Annotated in this window: 16 protein-coding genes, 1 other RNA gene and 1 other annotated feature; of the genes, 15 read left to right on the top strand and 2 right to left on the bottom strand. The window is 33.5% G+C overall.

Annotated elements, in window-relative coordinates:
- Window positions 1-76 precede the first annotated feature (76 nt).
- The 8 genes from IDG45_RS06590 to IDG45_RS06555 all read left to right on the top strand — a co-directional run bounded on the left by IDG45_RS06590 (window position 77) and on the right by IDG45_RS06555 (window position 8,341).
- Window positions 77-2,266: a RelA/SpoT family protein gene (locus IDG45_RS06590; protein ID WP_001058583.1), complete on the top strand. Its 2,190-nt coding sequence runs from the start codon at window positions 77-79 to the stop codon at window positions 2,264-2,266.
- 11 nt (window positions 2,267-2,277) lie between these two features.
- On the top strand, window positions 2,278-2,730 hold the full coding sequence (dtd, locus tag IDG45_RS06585; protein WP_000869979.1) for a D-aminoacyl-tRNA deacylase: 453 nt from the start codon (window positions 2,278-2,280) through the stop codon (window positions 2,728-2,730).
- On the top strand, window positions 2,727-3,602 hold the full coding sequence (locus IDG45_RS06580; RefSeq protein WP_000717800.1) for an N-acetylmuramoyl-L-alanine amidase family protein: 876 nt from the start codon (window positions 2,727-2,729) through the stop codon (window positions 3,600-3,602). Before dtd ends, IDG45_RS06580 begins: the two co-directional genes overlap by 4 nt.
- Before the next feature lie 460 nt (window positions 3,603-4,062).
- Window positions 4,063-5,325: a histidine--tRNA ligase gene (gene hisS / locus IDG45_RS06575; RefSeq protein WP_000590827.1), complete on the top strand. Its 1,263-nt coding sequence runs from the start codon at window positions 4,063-4,065 to the stop codon at window positions 5,323-5,325.
- Window positions 5,326-5,340: 15 nt separating this feature from the next.
- Window positions 5,341-7,107 (top strand): aspartate--tRNA ligase, encoded by a 1,767-nt coding sequence (aspS, locus tag IDG45_RS06570; protein ID WP_000044799.1) that lies wholly within the window; start codon window positions 5,341-5,343, stop codon window positions 7,105-7,107.
- A gap of 77 nt (window positions 7,108-7,184) precedes the next feature.
- Window positions 7,185-7,375: non-coding RNA, 6S RNA (gene ssrS / locus IDG45_RS06565), on the top strand.
- Between the two features lie 64 nt (window positions 7,376-7,439).
- Window positions 7,440-7,568 (top strand): hypothetical protein, encoded by a 129-nt coding sequence (locus IDG45_RS06560; RefSeq protein WP_014937034.1) that lies wholly within the window; start codon window positions 7,440-7,442, stop codon window positions 7,566-7,568.
- A complete protein-coding gene (locus IDG45_RS06555) occupies window positions 7,568-8,341 on the top strand; it encodes a tRNA threonylcarbamoyladenosine dehydratase (RefSeq protein WP_000682646.1) in 774 nt (257 codons plus the stop codon). Before IDG45_RS06560 ends, IDG45_RS06555 begins: the two co-directional genes overlap by 1 nt.
- A gap of 160 nt (window positions 8,342-8,501) precedes the next feature.
- On the opposite strand, the gene IDG45_RS06550 is transcribed toward IDG45_RS06555, so the two are convergent.
- A complete protein-coding gene (locus IDG45_RS06550) occupies window positions 8,502-9,776 on the bottom strand; it encodes a replication-associated recombination protein A (RefSeq protein ID WP_031927749.1) in 1,275 nt (424 codons plus the stop codon).
- A gap of 84 nt (window positions 9,777-9,860) precedes the next feature.
- On the opposite strand from IDG45_RS06550, the gene cymR reads away from it, so the two are divergent.
- The 3 genes from cymR to IDG45_RS06535 all read left to right on the top strand — a co-directional run bounded on the left by cymR (window position 9,861) and on the right by IDG45_RS06535 (window position 10,751).
- The gene (gene cymR / locus IDG45_RS06545) at window positions 9,861-10,283 is read left to right on the top strand and encodes a cysteine metabolism transcriptional regulator CymR (RefSeq protein WP_000704122.1); all 423 of its coding nucleotides are present in this window, start codon (window positions 9,861-9,863) and stop codon (window positions 10,281-10,283) included.
- A 99-nt stretch (window positions 10,284-10,382) separates the two neighbouring features.
- On the top strand, window positions 10,383-10,565 hold the full coding sequence (locus tag IDG45_RS06540) for a CsbD family protein (RefSeq protein WP_000752912.1): 183 nt from the start codon (window positions 10,383-10,385) through the stop codon (window positions 10,563-10,565).
- 39 nt (window positions 10,566-10,604) lie between these two features.
- On the top strand, window positions 10,605-10,751 hold the full coding sequence (locus IDG45_RS06535; protein WP_000009236.1) for an SAS049 family protein: 147 nt from the start codon (window positions 10,605-10,607) through the stop codon (window positions 10,749-10,751).
- Between the two features lie 236 nt (window positions 10,752-10,987).
- Here the strand turns inward: IDG45_RS06535 and IDG45_RS06530 are convergent, their stop codons facing one another.
- Window positions 10,988-12,001, bottom strand: coding sequence for an LLM class flavin-dependent oxidoreductase (locus tag IDG45_RS06530; protein ID WP_000985892.1), 1,014 nt, complete (start codon window positions 11,999-12,001; stop codon window positions 10,988-10,990).
- Window positions 12,002-12,311: 310 nt separating this feature from the next.
- On the opposite strand from IDG45_RS06530, the gene IDG45_RS06525 reads away from it, so the two are divergent.
- From IDG45_RS06525 to recD2, 4 genes are all read left to right on the top strand, one after another.
- Window positions 12,312-13,454 carry a cysteine desulfurase family protein gene (locus IDG45_RS06525; protein ID WP_000409167.1) on the top strand — a complete coding sequence of 381 codons (1,143 nt, stop codon included), beginning with the start codon at window positions 12,312-12,314 and terminating at the stop codon, window positions 13,452-13,454.
- Window positions 13,455-14,573, top strand: coding sequence for a tRNA 2-thiouridine(34) synthase MnmA (mnmA, locus tag IDG45_RS06520; RefSeq protein ID WP_000066101.1), 1,119 nt, complete (start codon window positions 13,455-13,457; stop codon window positions 14,571-14,573).
- A 688-nt stretch (window positions 14,574-15,261) separates the two neighbouring features.
- Entirely contained in the window at window positions 15,262-15,930 is a 669-nt protein-coding gene (locus tag IDG45_RS06515) for a tetratricopeptide repeat protein (RefSeq protein WP_000567017.1), read from the top strand.
- A 1-nt stretch (window position 15,931) separates the two neighbouring features.
- Window positions 15,932-18,409 (top strand): SF1B family DNA helicase RecD2, encoded by a 2,478-nt coding sequence (gene recD2, locus IDG45_RS06510; protein WP_031927747.1) that lies wholly within the window; start codon window positions 15,932-15,934, stop codon window positions 18,407-18,409.
- A gap of 33 nt (window positions 18,410-18,442) precedes the next feature.
- Window positions 18,443-18,620, top strand: a binding site (T-box leader).
- The last annotated feature ends 101 nt before the right edge of the window (window positions 18,621-18,721 follow it).

Below are 18,721 nucleotides of genomic sequence, written 5' to 3'. Positions count from 1 at the left end.
ACAAATACTATTCAACAAGAGTACCTAAATCATTGTTTAAGGCGAAGTAATAAATATGAATGGGGTGTATCATATAATGAACAACGAATATCCATATAGTGCAGACGAAGTTCTTCACAAAGCAAAATCATATTTGTCAGCAGATGAATATGAGTATGTTTTAAAAAGCTATCATATTGCTTATGAAGCACATAAAGGTCAGTTCCGAAAAAACGGATTACCATACATTATGCATCCTATACAAGTTGCAGGTATTTTAACAGAAATGCGATTAGACGGACCGACGATTGTCGCAGGTTTTTTGCATGATGTAATTGAAGATACACCGTATACATTTGAAGATGTAAAAGAAATGTTCAATGAAGAAGTTGCTCGAATTGTTGATGGTGTGACGAAGCTTAAAAAAGTAAAATACCGCTCAAAAGAAGAACAGCAAGCTGAAAATCATCGCAAGTTATTTATTGCGATTGCCAAAGATGTACGCGTAATTTTGGTGAAATTAGCAGACAGATTACATAATATGCGTACCTTGAAAGCCATGCCGCGTGAAAAACAAATTAGAATTTCTCGAGAAACATTAGAAATTTATGCACCTTTAGCACATCGTCTTGGTATTAATACAATCAAATGGGAACTAGAAGATACGGCACTTCGTTATATTGATAATGTACAATATTTTAGAATAGTCAATTTAATGAAGAAGAAACGTAGTGAACGTGAAGCGTATATCGAAACGGCTATTGATAGAATACGTACTGAAATGGACCGAATGAATATCGAAGGCGATATAAATGGTAGACCTAAACATATTTACAGTATTTATCGGAAAATGATGAAGCAGAAAAAGCAATTTGATCAAATTTTTGATTTGTTGGCGATACGTGTTATTGTCAATTCTATTAATGATTGTTATGCGATACTTGGATTGGTGCATACGTTATGGAAACCGATGCCAGGACGTTTTAAAGATTATATTGCAATGCCTAAACAAAATTTGTATCAGTCATTGCATACTACAGTAGTAGGTCCAAATGGAGACCCGCTCGAAATCCAAATACGAACGTTTGATATGCACGAAATTGCTGAACATGGTGTTGCAGCACACTGGGCTTACAAAGAAGGTAAAAAAGTAAGTGAAAAAGATCAAACTTATCAAAATAAGTTAAATTGGTTAAAAGAATTAGCTGAAGCGGATCATACATCGTCTGATGCTCAAGAATTTATGGAAACCTTAAAATATGACTTACAGAGTGACAAAGTATATGCATTTACCCCAGCGAGTGATGTTATTGAGTTGCCATATGGTGCTGTGCCGATTGATTTTGCTTATGCGATTCACAGTGAAGTAGGTAATAAGATGATTGGTGCCAAGGTGAATGGCAAAATTGTACCAATTGACTATATTTTACAAACAGGCGATATTGTTGAAATACGTACTAGTAAACATTCATATGGACCAAGTCGTGATTGGTTGAAAATTGTTAAATCGTCTAGTGCCAAAGGTAAAATTAAAAGTTTCTTCAAAAAACAAGATCGTTCATCTAATATTGAAAAAGGCCGAATGATGGTTGAAGCTGAAATAAAAGAGCAAGGATTTAGAGTCGAAGATATTTTGACAGAGAAAAATATTCAGGTTGTTAATGAAAAATATAACTTTGCAAATGAAGATGATTTATTCGCAGCTGTAGGATTTGGCGGCGTGACATCCTTGCAAATTGTTAATAAATTAACTGAGAGACAACGTATTTTAGATAAACAACGTGCTTTAAATGAAGCACAAGAAGTTACGAAATCATTGCCTATTAAAGACAACATCATTACTGATAGTGGTGTCTATGTAGAAGGTTTAGAAAATGTGCTTATCAAGTTGTCAAAATGTTGTAATCCTATACCAGGTGATGATATTGTAGGTTATATCACCAAAGGTCACGGTATTAAAGTACATCGCACTGATTGCCCAAATATTAAGAACGAAACTGAACGACTAATTAATGTTGAATGGGTAAAATCAAAAGACGCAACTCAAAAATATCAGGTTGATTTAGAGGTAACTGCGTATGACCGAAATGGCTTGTTGAATGAAGTACTACAAGCTGTTAGCTCAACAGCCGGCAATTTAATTAAAGTTTCAGGACGTTCAGATATTGATAAAAATGCAATAATAAATATTAGTGTCATGGTGAAAAACGTGAATGATGTTTATCGTGTGGTAGAAAAGATCAAACAACTTGGTGATGTTTATACAGTAACAAGAGTTTGGAACTAGAGGTGCAAAATATGAAAGTAGTTGTACAAAGAGTTAAAGAAGCATCGGTGACGAATGATACATTAAATAATCAAATCAAAAAAGGATATTGTTTATTAGTCGGTATCGGTCAGGACTCTACAGAGCAAGATGCAGATGTAATTGCAAAGAAAATTGCTAATGCAAGATTATTTGAAGATGACAATAATAAATTAAACTTTAATATCCAACAAATGAATGGTGAAATATTATCAGTTTCACAATTTACTCTCTATGCAGATGTAAAAAAAGGTAACCGTCCAGGTTTCTCAAATTCTAAAAATCCTGATCAAGCAGTAAAAATATATGAGTATTTTAATGATGCGCTACGAGCGTATGGTCTAACTGTGAAAACAGGTGAATTTGGAACACACATGAATGTTAATATAAATAATGATGGTCCAGTCACTATTATTTATGAAAGTCAGGACGGCAAAATTCAATGAAAAAAATAGAGGCATGGTTATCTAAAAAGGGTCTTAAAAATAAACGTACTCTAATAGTAGTGATTGCCTTTGTCTTATTTATCATCTTTTTATTTTTATTGCTGAATAGCAATAGTGAAGATAGTGGGAACATTACGATAACTGAAAATGCTGAATTACGTACAGGTCCAAACGCTGCGTATCCAGTCATTTACAAAGTTGAGAAAGGTGACCATTTTAAAAAGATTGGTAAAGTAGGTAAATGGATTGAAGTTGAAGATACATCCAGTAATGAAAAAGGTTGGATAGCTGGATGGCATACAAATTTAGATATTGTCGCGGATAATACAAAGGAGAAAAATCCTTTGCAAGGTAAAACAATAGTGCTTGATCCTGGTCATGGAGGTAGTGACCAGGGTGCTTCAAGCAATACTAAATATAAAAGTTTAGAAAAAGATTATACGTTGAAAACAGCAAAAGAATTGCAGCGTACTTTAGAAAAAGAAGGCGCAACTGTTAAGATGACAAGAACAGACGATACATATGTTTCACTAGAAAATCGTGATATCAAAGGCGATGCCTATTTGAGTATACATAATGATGCATTAGAATCATCTAATGCAAATGGAATGACAGTTTATTGGTATCATGATAATCAAAGAGCTTTAGCAGATACGTTAGACGCTACGATTCAGAAGAAAGGTCTACTTTCTAATCGCGGTTCAAGACAAGAAAATTATCAAGTGTTAAGACAAACAAAAGTTCCTGCTGTTTTATTAGAATTAGGTTATATTAGTAACCCAACTGATGAAACGATGATTAAAGATCAATTACATAGACAAATTTTAGAACAAGCAATTGTTGATGGCCTTAAAATTTATTTTTCTGCGTAGGGCTTGCAAAAATATGTGAAAGTAGTTATCATTGATATTGAATTTTATAACTAAAACCGTTTGTATTCTTGAAATGGTAAATGAAATAGGTAGCAATCTAACTAAGATTGTGTAGGAATATAATCCATAGACTGAAAGATTATGCTGAGTAGTTTATATACATTGAACACAAGAAGAGGTGCTTTATGAAAAGTAAAGCCGTTAAACGTACGTTAAACGTTTTGAGTGGGTTTATTAAATGCACGCTTATAAAAAGTAATGATGATTACAATTAGGCATGTTTTTTAAACCAATGAGGGTGGCAACACGGATATTCGTCCCTTGTGCAGTTTCAGGCTGTGCAAGGGCTTTTTCTTTTGCTTTTAAAATTATGATTTATCGTGCAAAGTTAAGTGGTCGTATATAGTTTTAGTTTTAAAAAGGTAATTAAATAAAATAGTTTGCCGAGGGAGATGTCAAAATGATTAAAATACCTAGAGGGACGCAGGATATTTTACCTGAAGATTCAAAGAAATGGCGTTACATTGAAAATCAATTAGATGAATTAATGACATTTTATAATTATAAAGAAATAAGAACACCAATTTTTGAAAGTACAGATCTTTTTGCAAGAGGTGTTGGTGATTCAACCGATGTCGTACAAAAAGAAATGTATACATTTAAAGATAAAGGCGATAGAAGTATTACATTAAGACCTGAGGGAACAGCTGCAGTTGTGCGTTCATATATTGAACATAAAATGCAAGGTAATCCAAACCAACCAATTAAACTTTATTACAATGGACCGATGTTTAGATATGAACGTAAGCAAAAAGGGCGCTATCGTCAATTTAATCAATTTGGTGTAGAAGCTATTGGTGCTGAAAATCCTAGCGTAGATGCAGAAGTATTAGCTATGGTTATGCATATTTATCAATCATTTGGATTAAAACATTTAAAGCTTGTTATTAATAGTGTAGGGGATATGGCGTCTCGAAAAGAATATAACGAAGCGTTAGTGAAACACTTTGAACCAGTAATTCATGAATTTTGTTCAGATTGTCAATCACGTTTGCATACAAATCCGATGCGAATTTTGGATTGTAAAGTAGACCGTGATAAAGAAGCGATTAAGACTGCACCTAGAATCACTGATTTCTTAAATGAGGAATCTAAGGCATATTATGAACAAGTAAAAGCTTATTTAGATGATTTAGGTATTCCATATATTGAAGATCCTAACTTAGTTCGTGGATTGGATTATTATACACATACAGCATTTGAATTAATGATGGATAACCCTAACTATGATGGTGCCATTACAACTCTTTGTGGTGGTGGCCGTTATAATGGTTTATTAGAATTGCTAGAGGGTCCAAGCGAAACAGGTATTGGTTTTGCGCTAAGTATAGAACGATTATTGCTTGCACTTGAAGAAGAAGGTATCGAATTAGATATTGAAGAAAACTTAGATTTATTCATTGTTACAATGGGTGATCAAGCAGATCGATATGCTGTGAAGTTATTAAATCATTTGAGACATAATGGTATTAAAGCAGATAAAGACTACTTACAGCGTAAAATTAAAGGACAAATGAAACAAGCAGACCGTTTAGGTGCCAAGTTTACAATCGTTATTGGTGATCAAGAATTAGAAAATAATAAAATCGATGTTAAAAATATGACAACTGGTGAATCTGAAACAATTGAATTAGACGCATTAGTCGAATATTTTAAGAAGTAGAGAGGGCGTTAAAATATGAGTAAGAGAACAACTTATTGTGGATTAGTTACTGAAGCATTTTTAGGACAAGAAATTACATTGAAAGGATGGGTTAACAATCGTCGTGACTTAGGTGGATTGATTTTCGTTGATTTAAGAGATAGAGAAGGAATTGTACAAGTCGTGTTTAATCCTGCATTTTCAGAAGAGGCATTGAAAATTGCTGAAACAGTACGTTCTGAATATGTTGTAGAAGTTCAAGGTACAGTTACGAAGCGTGACCCTGAAACAGTTAATCCTAAAATTAAAACTGGCCAAGTTGAAGTACAAGTTACAAATATTAAAGTGATTAATAAATCTGAGACACCACCATTTTCTATAAATGAAGAAAATGTTAACGTTGATGAAAATATTCGATTAAAATACCGTTATTTAGATTTACGTCGTCAAGAGTTAGCGCAAACATTTAAAATGAGACATCAAATTACACGTTCTATTCGTCAATATTTGGATGATGAAGGGTTCTTTGACATCGAAACACCAGTACTAACGAAGTCAACACCTGAGGGTGCACGTGACTATTTAGTACCATCTCGTGTCCATGATGGTGAATTTTATGCATTACCACAATCGCCACAATTATTTAAGCAACTATTGATGATTAGCGGATTTGACAAATACTACCAAATCGTAAAATGCTTCCGTGACGAAGATTTACGTGCAGATCGTCAACCTGAATTCACACAAGTCGATATTGAAATGAGTTTTGTAGATCAAGAAGATGTGATGCAAATGGGTGAAGAAATGCTTAAAAAAGTTGTTAAAGAAGTTAAAGGCGTTGAAATTAATGGCGCGTTCCCACGCATGACATATAAAGAAGCGATGCGTCGCTATGGTTCTGATAAACCAGATACGCGTTTTGAAATGGAATTAATTGACGTTTCTCAATTAGGACGTGATATGGACTTTAAAGTATTTAAAGATACTGTTGAAAATGATGGTGAAATTAAAGCAATTGTCGCTAAAGGTGCAGCTGAACAATATACACGTAAAGATATGGATGCTTTAACAGAATTTGTAAACATCTATGGTGCTAAAGGATTAGCGTGGGTTAAAGTTGTGGAAGATGGTTTGACAGGTCCAATTGGACGTTTCTTTGAAACAGAAAATGTTGAAACATTACTTACATTAACTGGTGCTGAAGCTGGTGACTTAGTAATGTTTGTTGCAGACAAACCAAATGTCGTTGCACAAAGTTTAGGTGCATTACGTGTCAAATTAGCTAAAGAATTAGGTTTAATCGATGAAACAAAATTAAACTTCTTATGGGTGACAGATTGGCCATTATTAGAATATGATGAAGATGCGAAACGTTACGTTGCAGCACATCATCCATTTACATCTCCAAAAGAAGCTGATATTGCTAAGCTTGGCACTGCGCCAGAAGAAGCTGAGGCAAATGCTTATGACATAGTATTAAATGGTTATGAATTAGGTGGCGGTTCAATCAGAATTCATGATGGTGAGTTACAAGAAAAAATGTTCGAAGTTCTTGGATTTACTAAAGAACAAGCACAGGAACAATTCGGCTTCTTACTAGATGCATTTAAATATGGTGCGCCACCTCATGGCGGTATTGCATTAGGATTAGACCGATTAGTCATGTTATTGACTAATAGAACAAACTTGAGAGATACAATTGCATTCCCTAAAACAGCATCTGCTACATGTTTATTAACGAATGCGCCTGGTGAAGTTTCTGATAAACAATTAGAAGAACTTTCTTTGCGAATTCGTCACTAAATTTAAAAAAATCAATAAACTTTGGTTTGTTATAATTTCATTAATTTTAATTATGTGGTAATATAACATCATAAGATAGTCATCTGAGTTGTTCGTAAGTTTGCTTTTTAATTTGGGCCTAACACTCTTTGATTAAGGGAGCCCAATGGGTTTTCTTGCAGCGTACACGCCTTATATGAAGGACGTACAAAACAAGAAACAGGGCACCCACCTGTATATAACAGGCCGAATGATCAAGCTATTATAACTACGGCAATACGGACTCTATCGATACGCAAGACTTTGTCTTGCGTATTTTTATGCTTTTCTTTAAGTTTTTAATAAAGAATTAGTTGGGTTTAATAGCGTTTAATAATTGTTTCCTCGTTGAATTTTGGAAAAATAATCAAAGCAATAATGCTAAATATAAAATTTTAAGTTACTATGTACTTATGTATAAATCAGTGAAAGAGGTAAAATAATGAAACATCAATTTTCAAGAAATGAACTAGCGATTGGACAACAAGGTTTAGATTTATTGAAGCAACAAACAGTTGTCATACTTGGCGTTGGAGGTGTTGGTTCATTTGCTGCTGAAGCATTAGCAAGAACGAATATTGGTCATATTATATTAATAGATAAAGATGATGTTGATATTACAAATGTAAACAGACAATTACACGCTTTAACTACAACGGTAGGACAAAGTAAAGTTTCTTTGATGGAAGAACGTATTAAATTAATTAATCCAGATTGTAAAGTCACGCCTTTACATATGTTTTATACAGAAGAGACATATGAAGAAATTTTCGATAATTACGATATAGATTATTTTGTAGATGCAAGTGATACAATAATGTACAAAGTACACTTAATGAAAGAGTGTCTTGACCGAGGGATTAAAGTGATTTCCAGTATGGGTGCTGCAAATAAAACAGATCCAACACGTTTTACAATTTCAGATATCTCTAAAACACATACCGATCCAATGGCCAAAATTATTCGTCAAAAATTAAAAAAACTAGGGATTCGTAAAGGGATTCCAGTTGTATTTTCAGATGAAAGTCCAATTGTCATAAGAGAAGATGTAAAAGATATAGTTGGAGATAAAAATGCTATCAATCGAAAAGGACAAATGCCACCTTCTTCAAATGCCTTTGTGCCAAGTGTTGTTGGATTAATTTGTGCAAGTTATGTAGTGAATGACGTATTAAAAGATATTCCAGTTCGTCGCATTAAAGACAAAGGGCAATAATTAATTTTGAAAGGGATAATTTTCAACGTAAGGCAAGTGTAACCACACCATAAAACTAAAACTGACTAGTTCGCAAGCATAGTAGAATATGCCTTGTGTACTAGTCAGTTTTGATTTGATTATAGCTAAAATATCAAAGGTAATCGATTTAATCTTATTTTTACGGCCTTTGTTTAAGTAAGTTGTTATATATTTCTTTGAGTTGTTGTTCACTTTTAGATGTCGTTTTTGGTTCATAATAAATTTTGCTTTTTAGTTTATCAGGTAAATATTGCTGTGAAACATAGCCATTAACATATTGGTGTGGATATTTGTAACCAATAGATCGGCCTAGATCTTTAGCACCTTGATAATGTCCATCTTTTAAATGGTTTGGAATTTGGCCCACATGACCGTTTCTAATATCGGACAATGCACTATCAATGGCACTCATTGCTGAATTTGACTTAGGTGATAAGCATAGTTCGATTACTGCTTGACTTAGTGGGATTCTAGCTTCTGGTAAACCTAGACGTTCTGCTGATTCAATAGCAGCAAGTGTTCTATGACCAGCATTAGGTGAGGCTAAGCCTATATCCTCATAGCTAATTACAAGTAATCGTCGAACTATTGTAGGTAAATCTCCAGCTTCAATTAATCGTGCTAAATAATGTAAAGCGGCATTGACGTCGCTACCACGGATAGATTTTTGGAAAGCGCTCATAACATCGTAATGCATGTCACCATCCTTATCACTTACAAATGCACCTTTTTGTAAACAGTCTTTAGCATCTTGCAATGTAACATGTCGATAACCGTCTTTGTCATTATCTGCGCTTAATACAGCTAATTCCAATGCATTTAACGCACTACGAACATCACCTTGACTTTGTGTAGAAAAGTAGGTCATGGCATCTTCATCAATTTTGGGTTGATATGTTTTTAAACCATTCTCTTCATCCTCTATTGCACGAGTTAACGCTTGGCGCACATTTTCATCATTTAAAGGATATAACTCAAAAATTTGCGCTCTTGAACGAATCGCTGGATTGATAGCATGATAAGGATTTGAAGTTGTAGCACCGATCAAGACGATTTTGCCATTTTCTAAATGAGGTAATAAAAAGTCTTGCTTAGCTTTATCTAGTCGATGTATTTCATCTAATAACAAGATAACTTGACCAGACATTTTAGCTTCTTCAACAACAAGTTGCATATCTTTTTTAGTGTTAGTTACAGCATTCAATTGTCTGAATTTATATTGCGTACTGCCCGAAATTGCTTTGGCAATACTTGTTTTGCCTATACCAGGTGGACCATAAAAAATCATTGAAGTTAATTTTTTTGTATCAACCATTCTTCTGATAATGCCTCTTGGTCCAACTAAATGTTGTTGGGAAATGATTTCATCTATATTTTTTGGGCGCATTCTCGATGCTAATGGTTCTGTACTCACATTTGTCACACCTTTCTTATACTATCTTAACTCAAAAAATGCTAAAATGGGAATATCAATATTCGAATTAAGTGAGGTTATACAATGAAAATTTCTACTAAAGGGAGATATGGACTTACATTGATGATTTCTCTTGCTAAAAAAGAGGGGCAAGGATGTATATCATTAAAGTCAATTGCTGAAGAAAATAATTTGAGTGATTTATATTTAGAACAGCTTGTAGGTCCTTTAAGAAATGCGGGGTTAATTCGAAGTGTACGCGGTGCTAAAGGTGGATACCAATTAAGAGTGCCAGCGGAAGAAATCTCAGCAGGGGATATTATAAGACTGTTAGAAGGTCCAATTACATTTGTTGAAAGTATTGAATCAGAACCACCTGCGCAAAAACAACTATGGATTCGCATGAGAGATGCAGTGAGAGATGTTTTAGATAATACAACATTGAAATATTTAGCGGAATATGTAGATACAAGTGAAGATTTAGACGGATACATGTTTTATATTTAATCGTATAAATACTATACTATAACATAAAAACTTCATATTATAATGTTTAGCGAACCTCCTTTGTGGTATATAAATATATACATCTAAGGAGGTTTCACTATGGCAGACGAAAGTAAGTTCGATCAATTTAAAGGCAATGTTAAAGAAACAGTAGGTAACGTTACTGATAACAAAGAATTAGAAAAAGAAGGTCAGCAAGATAAAGCGACTGGTAAAGCAAAAGAAGTTGTTGAAAATGCTAAAAACAAAATAACTGATGCAATTGATAAACTTAGAAAATAAGTTCAATTAAACTAATCAAATATAAGAGGAGCGATTAATATGAGTTTTATGGATAAAGCTAAAGACGCAGTAGAAAAATTTAAAAATAGCGATAATGAACAAGTTAAAAATGTAAAAGATAAGATAAATGAATATACAGGATTGAATAACGAAGAGAAAAAAGAAAATGAAGATAAAGAGAAATAAATTTCTTTAAATTTTGGATATGCTTTTCAATATTTTGAAAGCGCCCCATCAAATAAACACTTACAAAGTGTAAAGTTGAAGGGGCGCTTTCATATTTGCGTTAGAATTTTAAGTGAATTTGAATCATTACTAAAATAAATGATTGAACAATAAAGACATCTTTCATTCAAAATGCTGTTACTGTTTATTTTTATTAATATTATGGATACATACTTTCACTTAGTTTATTTATCACATTATAAAGTGTTTTTTTCATTTATCTGATTTATAACATTCTTGAACCGACGATAAGAGTCTAATTGCATATCTTTATCATAAATATAACTTATTGCCATAATTTCGTTGACTTCACCATAAGTTTCCATAAAATCTTGAATTTTTTGTTGAACAGTAATTTCTGAACCTATTAATGATATTTTCTGTCTTTCCATAGCCATCGCATATTCTCTCGGCGTTAATATATTTTGTAGTTCATGTGTTGGCGGTTGAACGGGCTGCATTCTGCCACGAGTAATACTAACCATTACTTGTGCCATAGATGAAGCTAAATATTGTGCTTCGTCATCATTTTCAGCAACGATTGTATTTAAACATACAATAACATAAGGTTCGTCTAACACATCAGAAGGTTCAAATAATGTTTTGTAAATTTCGATAGCTTCTTTCATTTGTTGAGGTGCAAAATGTCCAGCGAACACATATGGAAGCCCTTTGCGAGCAGCTAAATGTGCAGAATCTGTTGAAGAACCAAGAATGTATAAAGGCACATTTTTACCTACTGCTGGATAAGCACGAACATATGCTTGTTGGTGAGCGGGGCCGAAATATTGTTGTAATAATGAAACTTCTTCTGGAAATTTATAAACACCATCATGTTGATCTCGTCTTAATGCACTTGCGGTCATCATATCTGTTCCAGGTGCACGTCCTAATCCTAAATCGACACGATTTGGAAATAATGTTGCCATCGTGCCGAATTGTTCCGCAACGATTAATGGAGCATGGTTAGGTAACATGATTCCTCCAGAACCTACACGTATGTGTTTCGTATGTTCTAACGTATGTTGAATTAATAAAGCAGTTGCTGAACTTACTAGGTTGGGAGCGTTATGGTGTTCAGCAATCCAATATCTTTCATATGATAATTCGTCTAAATGTTGTGCGAGCTTAACCATATCATTAATTGCTGTTCGTTCATCTTCACCTTCTCGAATAGGGACAAGGTTTAATGCTGAATATTTAATCGCCATTTTTGTATCGTCCTTCCTTTTTATGATATAAGAAGTATACCAATCGAATAACCAGATAAATATTAAATTGCTCATAACCAAAATAATAGTACGTTACATTTTATAAATGAAAAAATATCTTCAAATACTAAAATTTATAAAAAAGACAAGAATAAAGCGATAAACTTAAAAAAGCCTATCGAAAAGCATGTGTAGAAAATGGTAAAATATAATTAAAAACATTATAAATAAAGTTAAACAGAAAAGTAGAAAAATAGTATGTAAGGTGCTATTATTGGAACATTGATAAAATTGTGAGGAGTGTCCAAACATGGAAATTTATGCAGATTATGCTGCGACCACACCAGTAAAACCTGAAGTAGTAGATGCGATGATGACGATTTACAATTCGCATTATGGTAATCCATCATCAATACATGCTAAGGGAAGAGATGCGCGTAAATATTTAGATGAGTCAAGACGTCAAATTGCACAATTACTTGGTGCAGATACACATGAAATTATATTTACGAGTGGCGCAACAGAATCGAATAATACGGCAATTAAAGGCATAGTAAAAGCAAATGAACAATTGGGTAATCACATTATCACATCGAAGATTGAACATCATTCTGTGTTACATGTTTTTGAACAATTAGAGCGAGAAGGTTTTGATGTAACATATCTAGATGTTGATGATACAGGTGCTATTGATTTAGATCAACTTGAAGAAACAATTACAGATAAGACGATTTTAGTATCTATTATGTTTGTAAATAATGAAGTTGGCACAGTGCAACAAATTTATGATATTCAAGATATTATTGCTGAGACAAATGCATATTTCCATGTTGATGCGGTTCAAGCAATTGGACATCTTGATGTTAAGTTTGACGAATTTGAGATCGACGCAATGAGTATTACTGCTCATAAGTTTGGAGGACCAAAAGGTGTCGGTGCATTATTAGTTAAAGACCATGTCACATTAGATTATCCTCAACTTGGCGGTGAACAAGAATTGAAACGCCGTGCAGGTACTGAAAATCTTGCACAAATTGTCGGGATGGCTAAAGCATTACAATTAGCAGAAAAGAATCGAGACGATAACAATATTCATTTAATGAATTTAAAAGAACAATTTTTAGTTAAATTACAAGAAAGAGCGATTCCATTTGAATTAAATGGTTCAATGACGGATGCTACAGGCCATATTGTAAATCTATATTTTCCGTTTGTTGAAGTTGAAACGATGTTAACATTGTTGGATATGGCACAAATCTATGTGTCGTCTGGATCTGCATGTACAGCAGGCTCTACACAACCGTCGCATGTTTTAGATGCAATGTTCGAAGATGAGGAGCGATCAAATCATTCGATTCGATTTAGTTTTAACGAATTGACTACTGAAAATGAAATTAATGCAATTGTAGCTGAAATTCATAAAATATATTTTAAATTTAAGGAGGAGTCATAATTGTCAAATAAAGATATACGTGTTGTCGTTGGTATGTCAGGCGGTGTAGATAGTTCTGTAACAGCCCACGTCTTAAAAGAACAAGGTTATGATGTCATTGGCATATTTATGAAAAACTGGGATGACACTGACGAAAATGGCGTATGTACTGCAACTGAAGATTACAACGATGTTATTGAAGTGTGTAATCAAATTGGCATTCCATATTACGCTGTTAATTTTGAAAAAGAATATTGGGATAAAGTCTTTACGTATTTCTTAGATGAATACAAAAAAGGTCGTACTCCAAATCCAGACGTTATGTGTAATAAAGAAATTAAGTTTAAAGCCTTTTTAGATCATGCGATGAATTTAGGTGCAGATTATGTAGCAACAGGACATTACGCACGCATACATCGTCATGAAGATGGTCATGTTGAAATGTTACGTGGTGTAGATAATAATAAAGATCAAACATACTTCTTGAATCAATTATCTCAACAACAACTTTCAAAAGTGATGTTCCCAATTGGTGACATCGAAAAGAGTGAAGTGCGTCGAATTGCTGAAGAACAAGGACTTGTTACTGCTAAGAAAAAAGATTCTACAGGCATTTGTTTTATCGGCGAAAAAAACTTTAAAACATTTTTATCACAATATTTACCTGCACAACCGGGTGATATGATAACACTTGATGGTAAGAAAATGGGTAAACATAGTGGTTTGATGTATTACACAATAGGACAAAGACATGGTTTAGGTATAGGTGGAGATGGCGATCCTTGGTTTGTTGTCGGTAAAAATCTAAAAGATAATGTTTTATATGTAGAACAAGGATTCCATCACGATGCATTATACAGTGATTACTTAATTGCTTCAGACTATTCATTTGTAAATCCAGAAGATAATGACTTAGATCAAGGTTTGGAATGTACAGCTAAATTTAGATATCGCCAAAAAGATACGAAAGTTTTTGTGAAACGTGAAAACGACCATGCACTACGTGTTACTTTTGCTGAGCCAGTAAGAGCAATCACACCTGGACAAGCAGTTGTTTTTTATCAAGGTGATGTGTGTCTTGGTGGAGCAACAATTGACGATGTGTTCAAAAATGAAGGTCAATTAAATTATGTTGTATAAACAATGGCAACAATAAATTACTTATTTGAAATTTCAGCGTTGGAAATGACGAAAGACAGTTTTTGATGAGAATAATTCATGATGATAGAGTCTGGGACATCACAATGTCCTAGGCTCTACAATGTTATATTGGCAGGGGCCCAACATAGAGAAATTGGAACCCCAATTTAAACAGGCAATGCAAGTTGACGGGGCCCCAACATAGAGAATTTCGTAAAGAAATTCAACAGGCAATGCAAGTTGGCGGGGCCCCAACACAGAGAATTTCGTAAAGAAATTCAACAGGCAATGGAAGTTGGGGACGGGGCCTCAACATAGAAGCTGACGGAAAGTCAGATTTCAATAATGTGCAAGTTGGGGATGGGGCCCCAACACAGAAAATTTCGTAAAGAAATTCTACAGGCAATGCGAGTTGGGGTAAACAAATTAATTTTGTAAAAATATCATTTCTGTCCCACTCCCTATACATGAGTCTAATTATGTATTCCTATTTTTAAGTACATAATAGTGGTGGCTAATGTGGAAGAACCATTACATAATAAACCGTTAATGGTTCTTTAGCATTTCTATTCCATTCCCGCTTTTTCATGAATGAAGATGATATTAGATTATATTTTATTCGTTGTTAAGTGATTCGAGACATACAATTTATCAAGATGTTATAATTGATGAGAAATGAGGTTCGTAAATGATAGATCAACAAACAATTTATCAATACATACAAAATGGAAAAATAGAAGAAGCGTTACAAGCATTGTTCGGAAATATCGAAGAAGATCCTACAATTATTGAAAATTATATTAATGCCGGTATCGTACTTGCTGATGCGAATGAGATTGAAAAGGCAGAGCGTTTTTTCCAAAAAGCTTTAACAATAGATCCGAAGAATGGCGTCGTATTTTATAATCTAGCAAATGTATATTATAATCAGCAACGTTATCAAGAAGCTATTAAATTATATCAACAAGCATTACAAACAGAGATTGAACAAGTTGATTGTAATTATATGATTGGTATGGCGTTTAATCAGTTAGAATCATTTAAGCTGGCATTGCCGTATTTAATGACTGCTGCGGAACTAGATAAAGACAAAGATGCAGAAGTTCAATTTCAATATGGTCTTGTATTATGTCAATTAGAAATGTTTAATGAAGCCATAACTCAACTTAAACATGTATTAACGATTGATAAAAATCATGTTGATGCAAGATACAATTTAGGTTTAGCGTTATTTATGAAAAATGAAGATATTGATGAAGCCATAACTCATTTTAAAGAAGCTGTGACTATCGACCCTAAACACTTATTAAGTCAGCATGCGCTGAAAACATTCACTAAAATGAAAGAGGAGGAGTAACATGTCAGACCCTACACTATTTGATTATTCAATGATCAAAGGTACTGTTGAAGCGATATTGTTTCAAAACAGTGATAATTTTTATACAGTGCTTAAAGTAGATACTATTGAAACAAATGAAGACTTTGATACAATGCCAACTGTTGTAGGGTTTCTTCCGAATATTGTTGAAGGCGATGTCTACACATTTAAAGGTCAAGTTGTTGATCATCCCCGTTATGGTAAACAATTAAAAGCAGAGACTTTTGAAAAAGAAATGCCACAAACGAAAGAAGCAATTATAAGTTATTTATCAAGCGATTTGTTTAAAGGTGTAGGTAAAAAGACAGCTCAAAATATTGTTAATACATTAGGTGATAATGCGATAAATGATATATTAGATGACCATTCAGTTCTAGAAAAAGTTTCGGGATTATCTAAAAAGAAACAGAAACAAATTGCAGAACAAATTTCAGCAAATCAAGAATCTGAAAAAATAATGATTCGTTTACATGATTTAGGGTTTGGTCCTAAACTTTCAATGGCAATTTATCAGTTTTATCTCGGTGATACACTGACTATTTTAGATCGAAATCCATATCAATTGATTTATGATATTAAAGGTATTGGTTTTAATAAAGCAGATCAACTTGCTAGAAATATTGGTATCGCTTATAACGATAATGAACGATTAAAAGCTGCGTTGCTCTATACGTTAGAAGAAGAATGTATTAAACAGGGACATACATATTTGCCTATCAATGTTGTTATAGACTTAACCGTTGATGTATTAAATTATCAAGATGAAGAAGTCATCGACCCTGAAAAATTAGACGAAATGTTGCAATACTTAAATGAGGAAAAACGACTAATTATTGACAATGAACAAGTTGCAATTCCAAGTTTGTATTATTCTGAAATCAAAAGTGTTCAAAACTTATTCAGAATAAAGACGCATACAAATAAACTTACGGAAATTGAACAGTCAGATTTACAAATGCATATTGGTGAAATAGAAGATGCGAATCAAGTGAACTATGCAGCTTCACAAAAAGAAGCTTTGCAAACGGCTATCAATTCTAAGGTGATGCTATTAACCGGTGGACCGGGAACAGGAAAGACGACAGTAATTAAAGGCATTGTAGAATTATATGCTGAGATTCATGGTTTATCATTAGATTATGATGATTATGTCAATGATGATTATCCAGTTGTATTAGCAGCGCCAACAGGAAGAGCGTCCAAGAGACTACAAGAGTCAACTGGATTAGAAGCAATGACGATTCATCGTTTAATAGGTTGGAATCAAGACACAAAGCCAGAGGATATATTAGAAAATGAAATAAACGCACGACTCATAATCATTGATGAGATGTCTATGGTAGATACTTGGTTGTTCCACCAATTTTTAAGTGCAGTTCCTTTAGATGCACAATTGATATTTGTAGGTGATGAGGACCAATTGCCTTCTGTAGGTCCTGGTCAAGTATTTAAAGATTTAATTGAATCGAAAGCTATACCACGAGTAAATCTGACTGAAGTATATCGTCAACAAGATGGTTCAAGCATTATAGAATTAGCACATCGAATGAAGTTGGGTCAGAAAATTGATATTACACAGCGTTTTCATGATAGAAGTTTTATTAATTGTCAGGCAAACCAAATACCAACAGTTGTTGAGAAGGTAGTTACTAGTGCTGTTAATAAAGGGTATACTATGGCTGATATTCAAGTGCTTGCACCAATGTATAAAGGAAATGCCGGTATTAAACGTTTAAATCAAGTTTTACAAGATATTTTAAACCCTAAAAAGAAAGACACACGAGAAATTGAGTTTGGTGATGTAGTCTTTAGAAAAGGTGACAAAGTATTACAACTTGTTAATAGGCCAAATGATAACATATTTAATGGTGACATAGGAGTTATTGTTGGTATTTTTTGGGCGAAAGAAAATGCTCTTAATAAAGATGTACTTGTTGTGGATTTTGAAGGTAATGAAATTACATTTACGAAACAAGATATGATGGAATTAACGCATGCATATTGTACATCAATCCATAAATCACAAGGTTCAGAATTTCCTATTGTTATCATGCCTATTGTTAAACAGTATTTTAGAATGTTACAAAGACCGATATTATATACTGGTTTAACTAGAGCGAAAACGAGTTTAGTTTTACTTGGGGATCCGGAAGCATTTGATATTGGATTGAAAACAAATGGTCAAGCGCGTTTAACACAATTATGTACATTGTTGAAAAATTATTTTAATTCAGAAGATGAAGAAATGCTGGAAAACACAGCAACTAATGATACAGGAGCTTCACAAACGACAATAGATGATCAAGTAGAAGCGCCAATGTCATCGAATGATAGTGAAGAAGTTACGTCTGATTCAACAAAAACAGATACAAATGTATTAACGGAAGCTACAATGTTTAAAATTGACCCAATGATTAATATGGGAGAAATCACGCCGTATGACTTTATAGAACGTTGACAACAAGCGTAAATGTAACTAAAATAGAATTAAATTCGTATAAAGATGAGTAGTTAATGATTTGTTTATCAGAGATGTACTGGTTGGTGAAAAGTACAACAAACATTAGTGAACGCTACTTTATGCACAACTGTATAGTCGATTTAAAGTGATAAATGTGTTGAATTACATTTATAACTAGGGTGGTACCGCGATAACGTTCGTCCCTTTTGAGGATGGGCGTTTTTTATTTTTTAATAATAAAAAGTGATATTGATTTATACTAGTTTTTCAAACCGACTATCTGTGTCATCAATTTTTATGGAATGGTAA

This window comes from Staphylococcus sp. EG-SA-10 (assembly GCF_017151945.1).
GTDB lineage: Bacteria > Bacillota > Bacilli > Staphylococcales > Staphylococcaceae > Staphylococcus > Staphylococcus aureus.
Note: the sequence above shows the minus strand (reverse complement) of the source record. Positions and strands in the feature narration are given on the sequence as shown.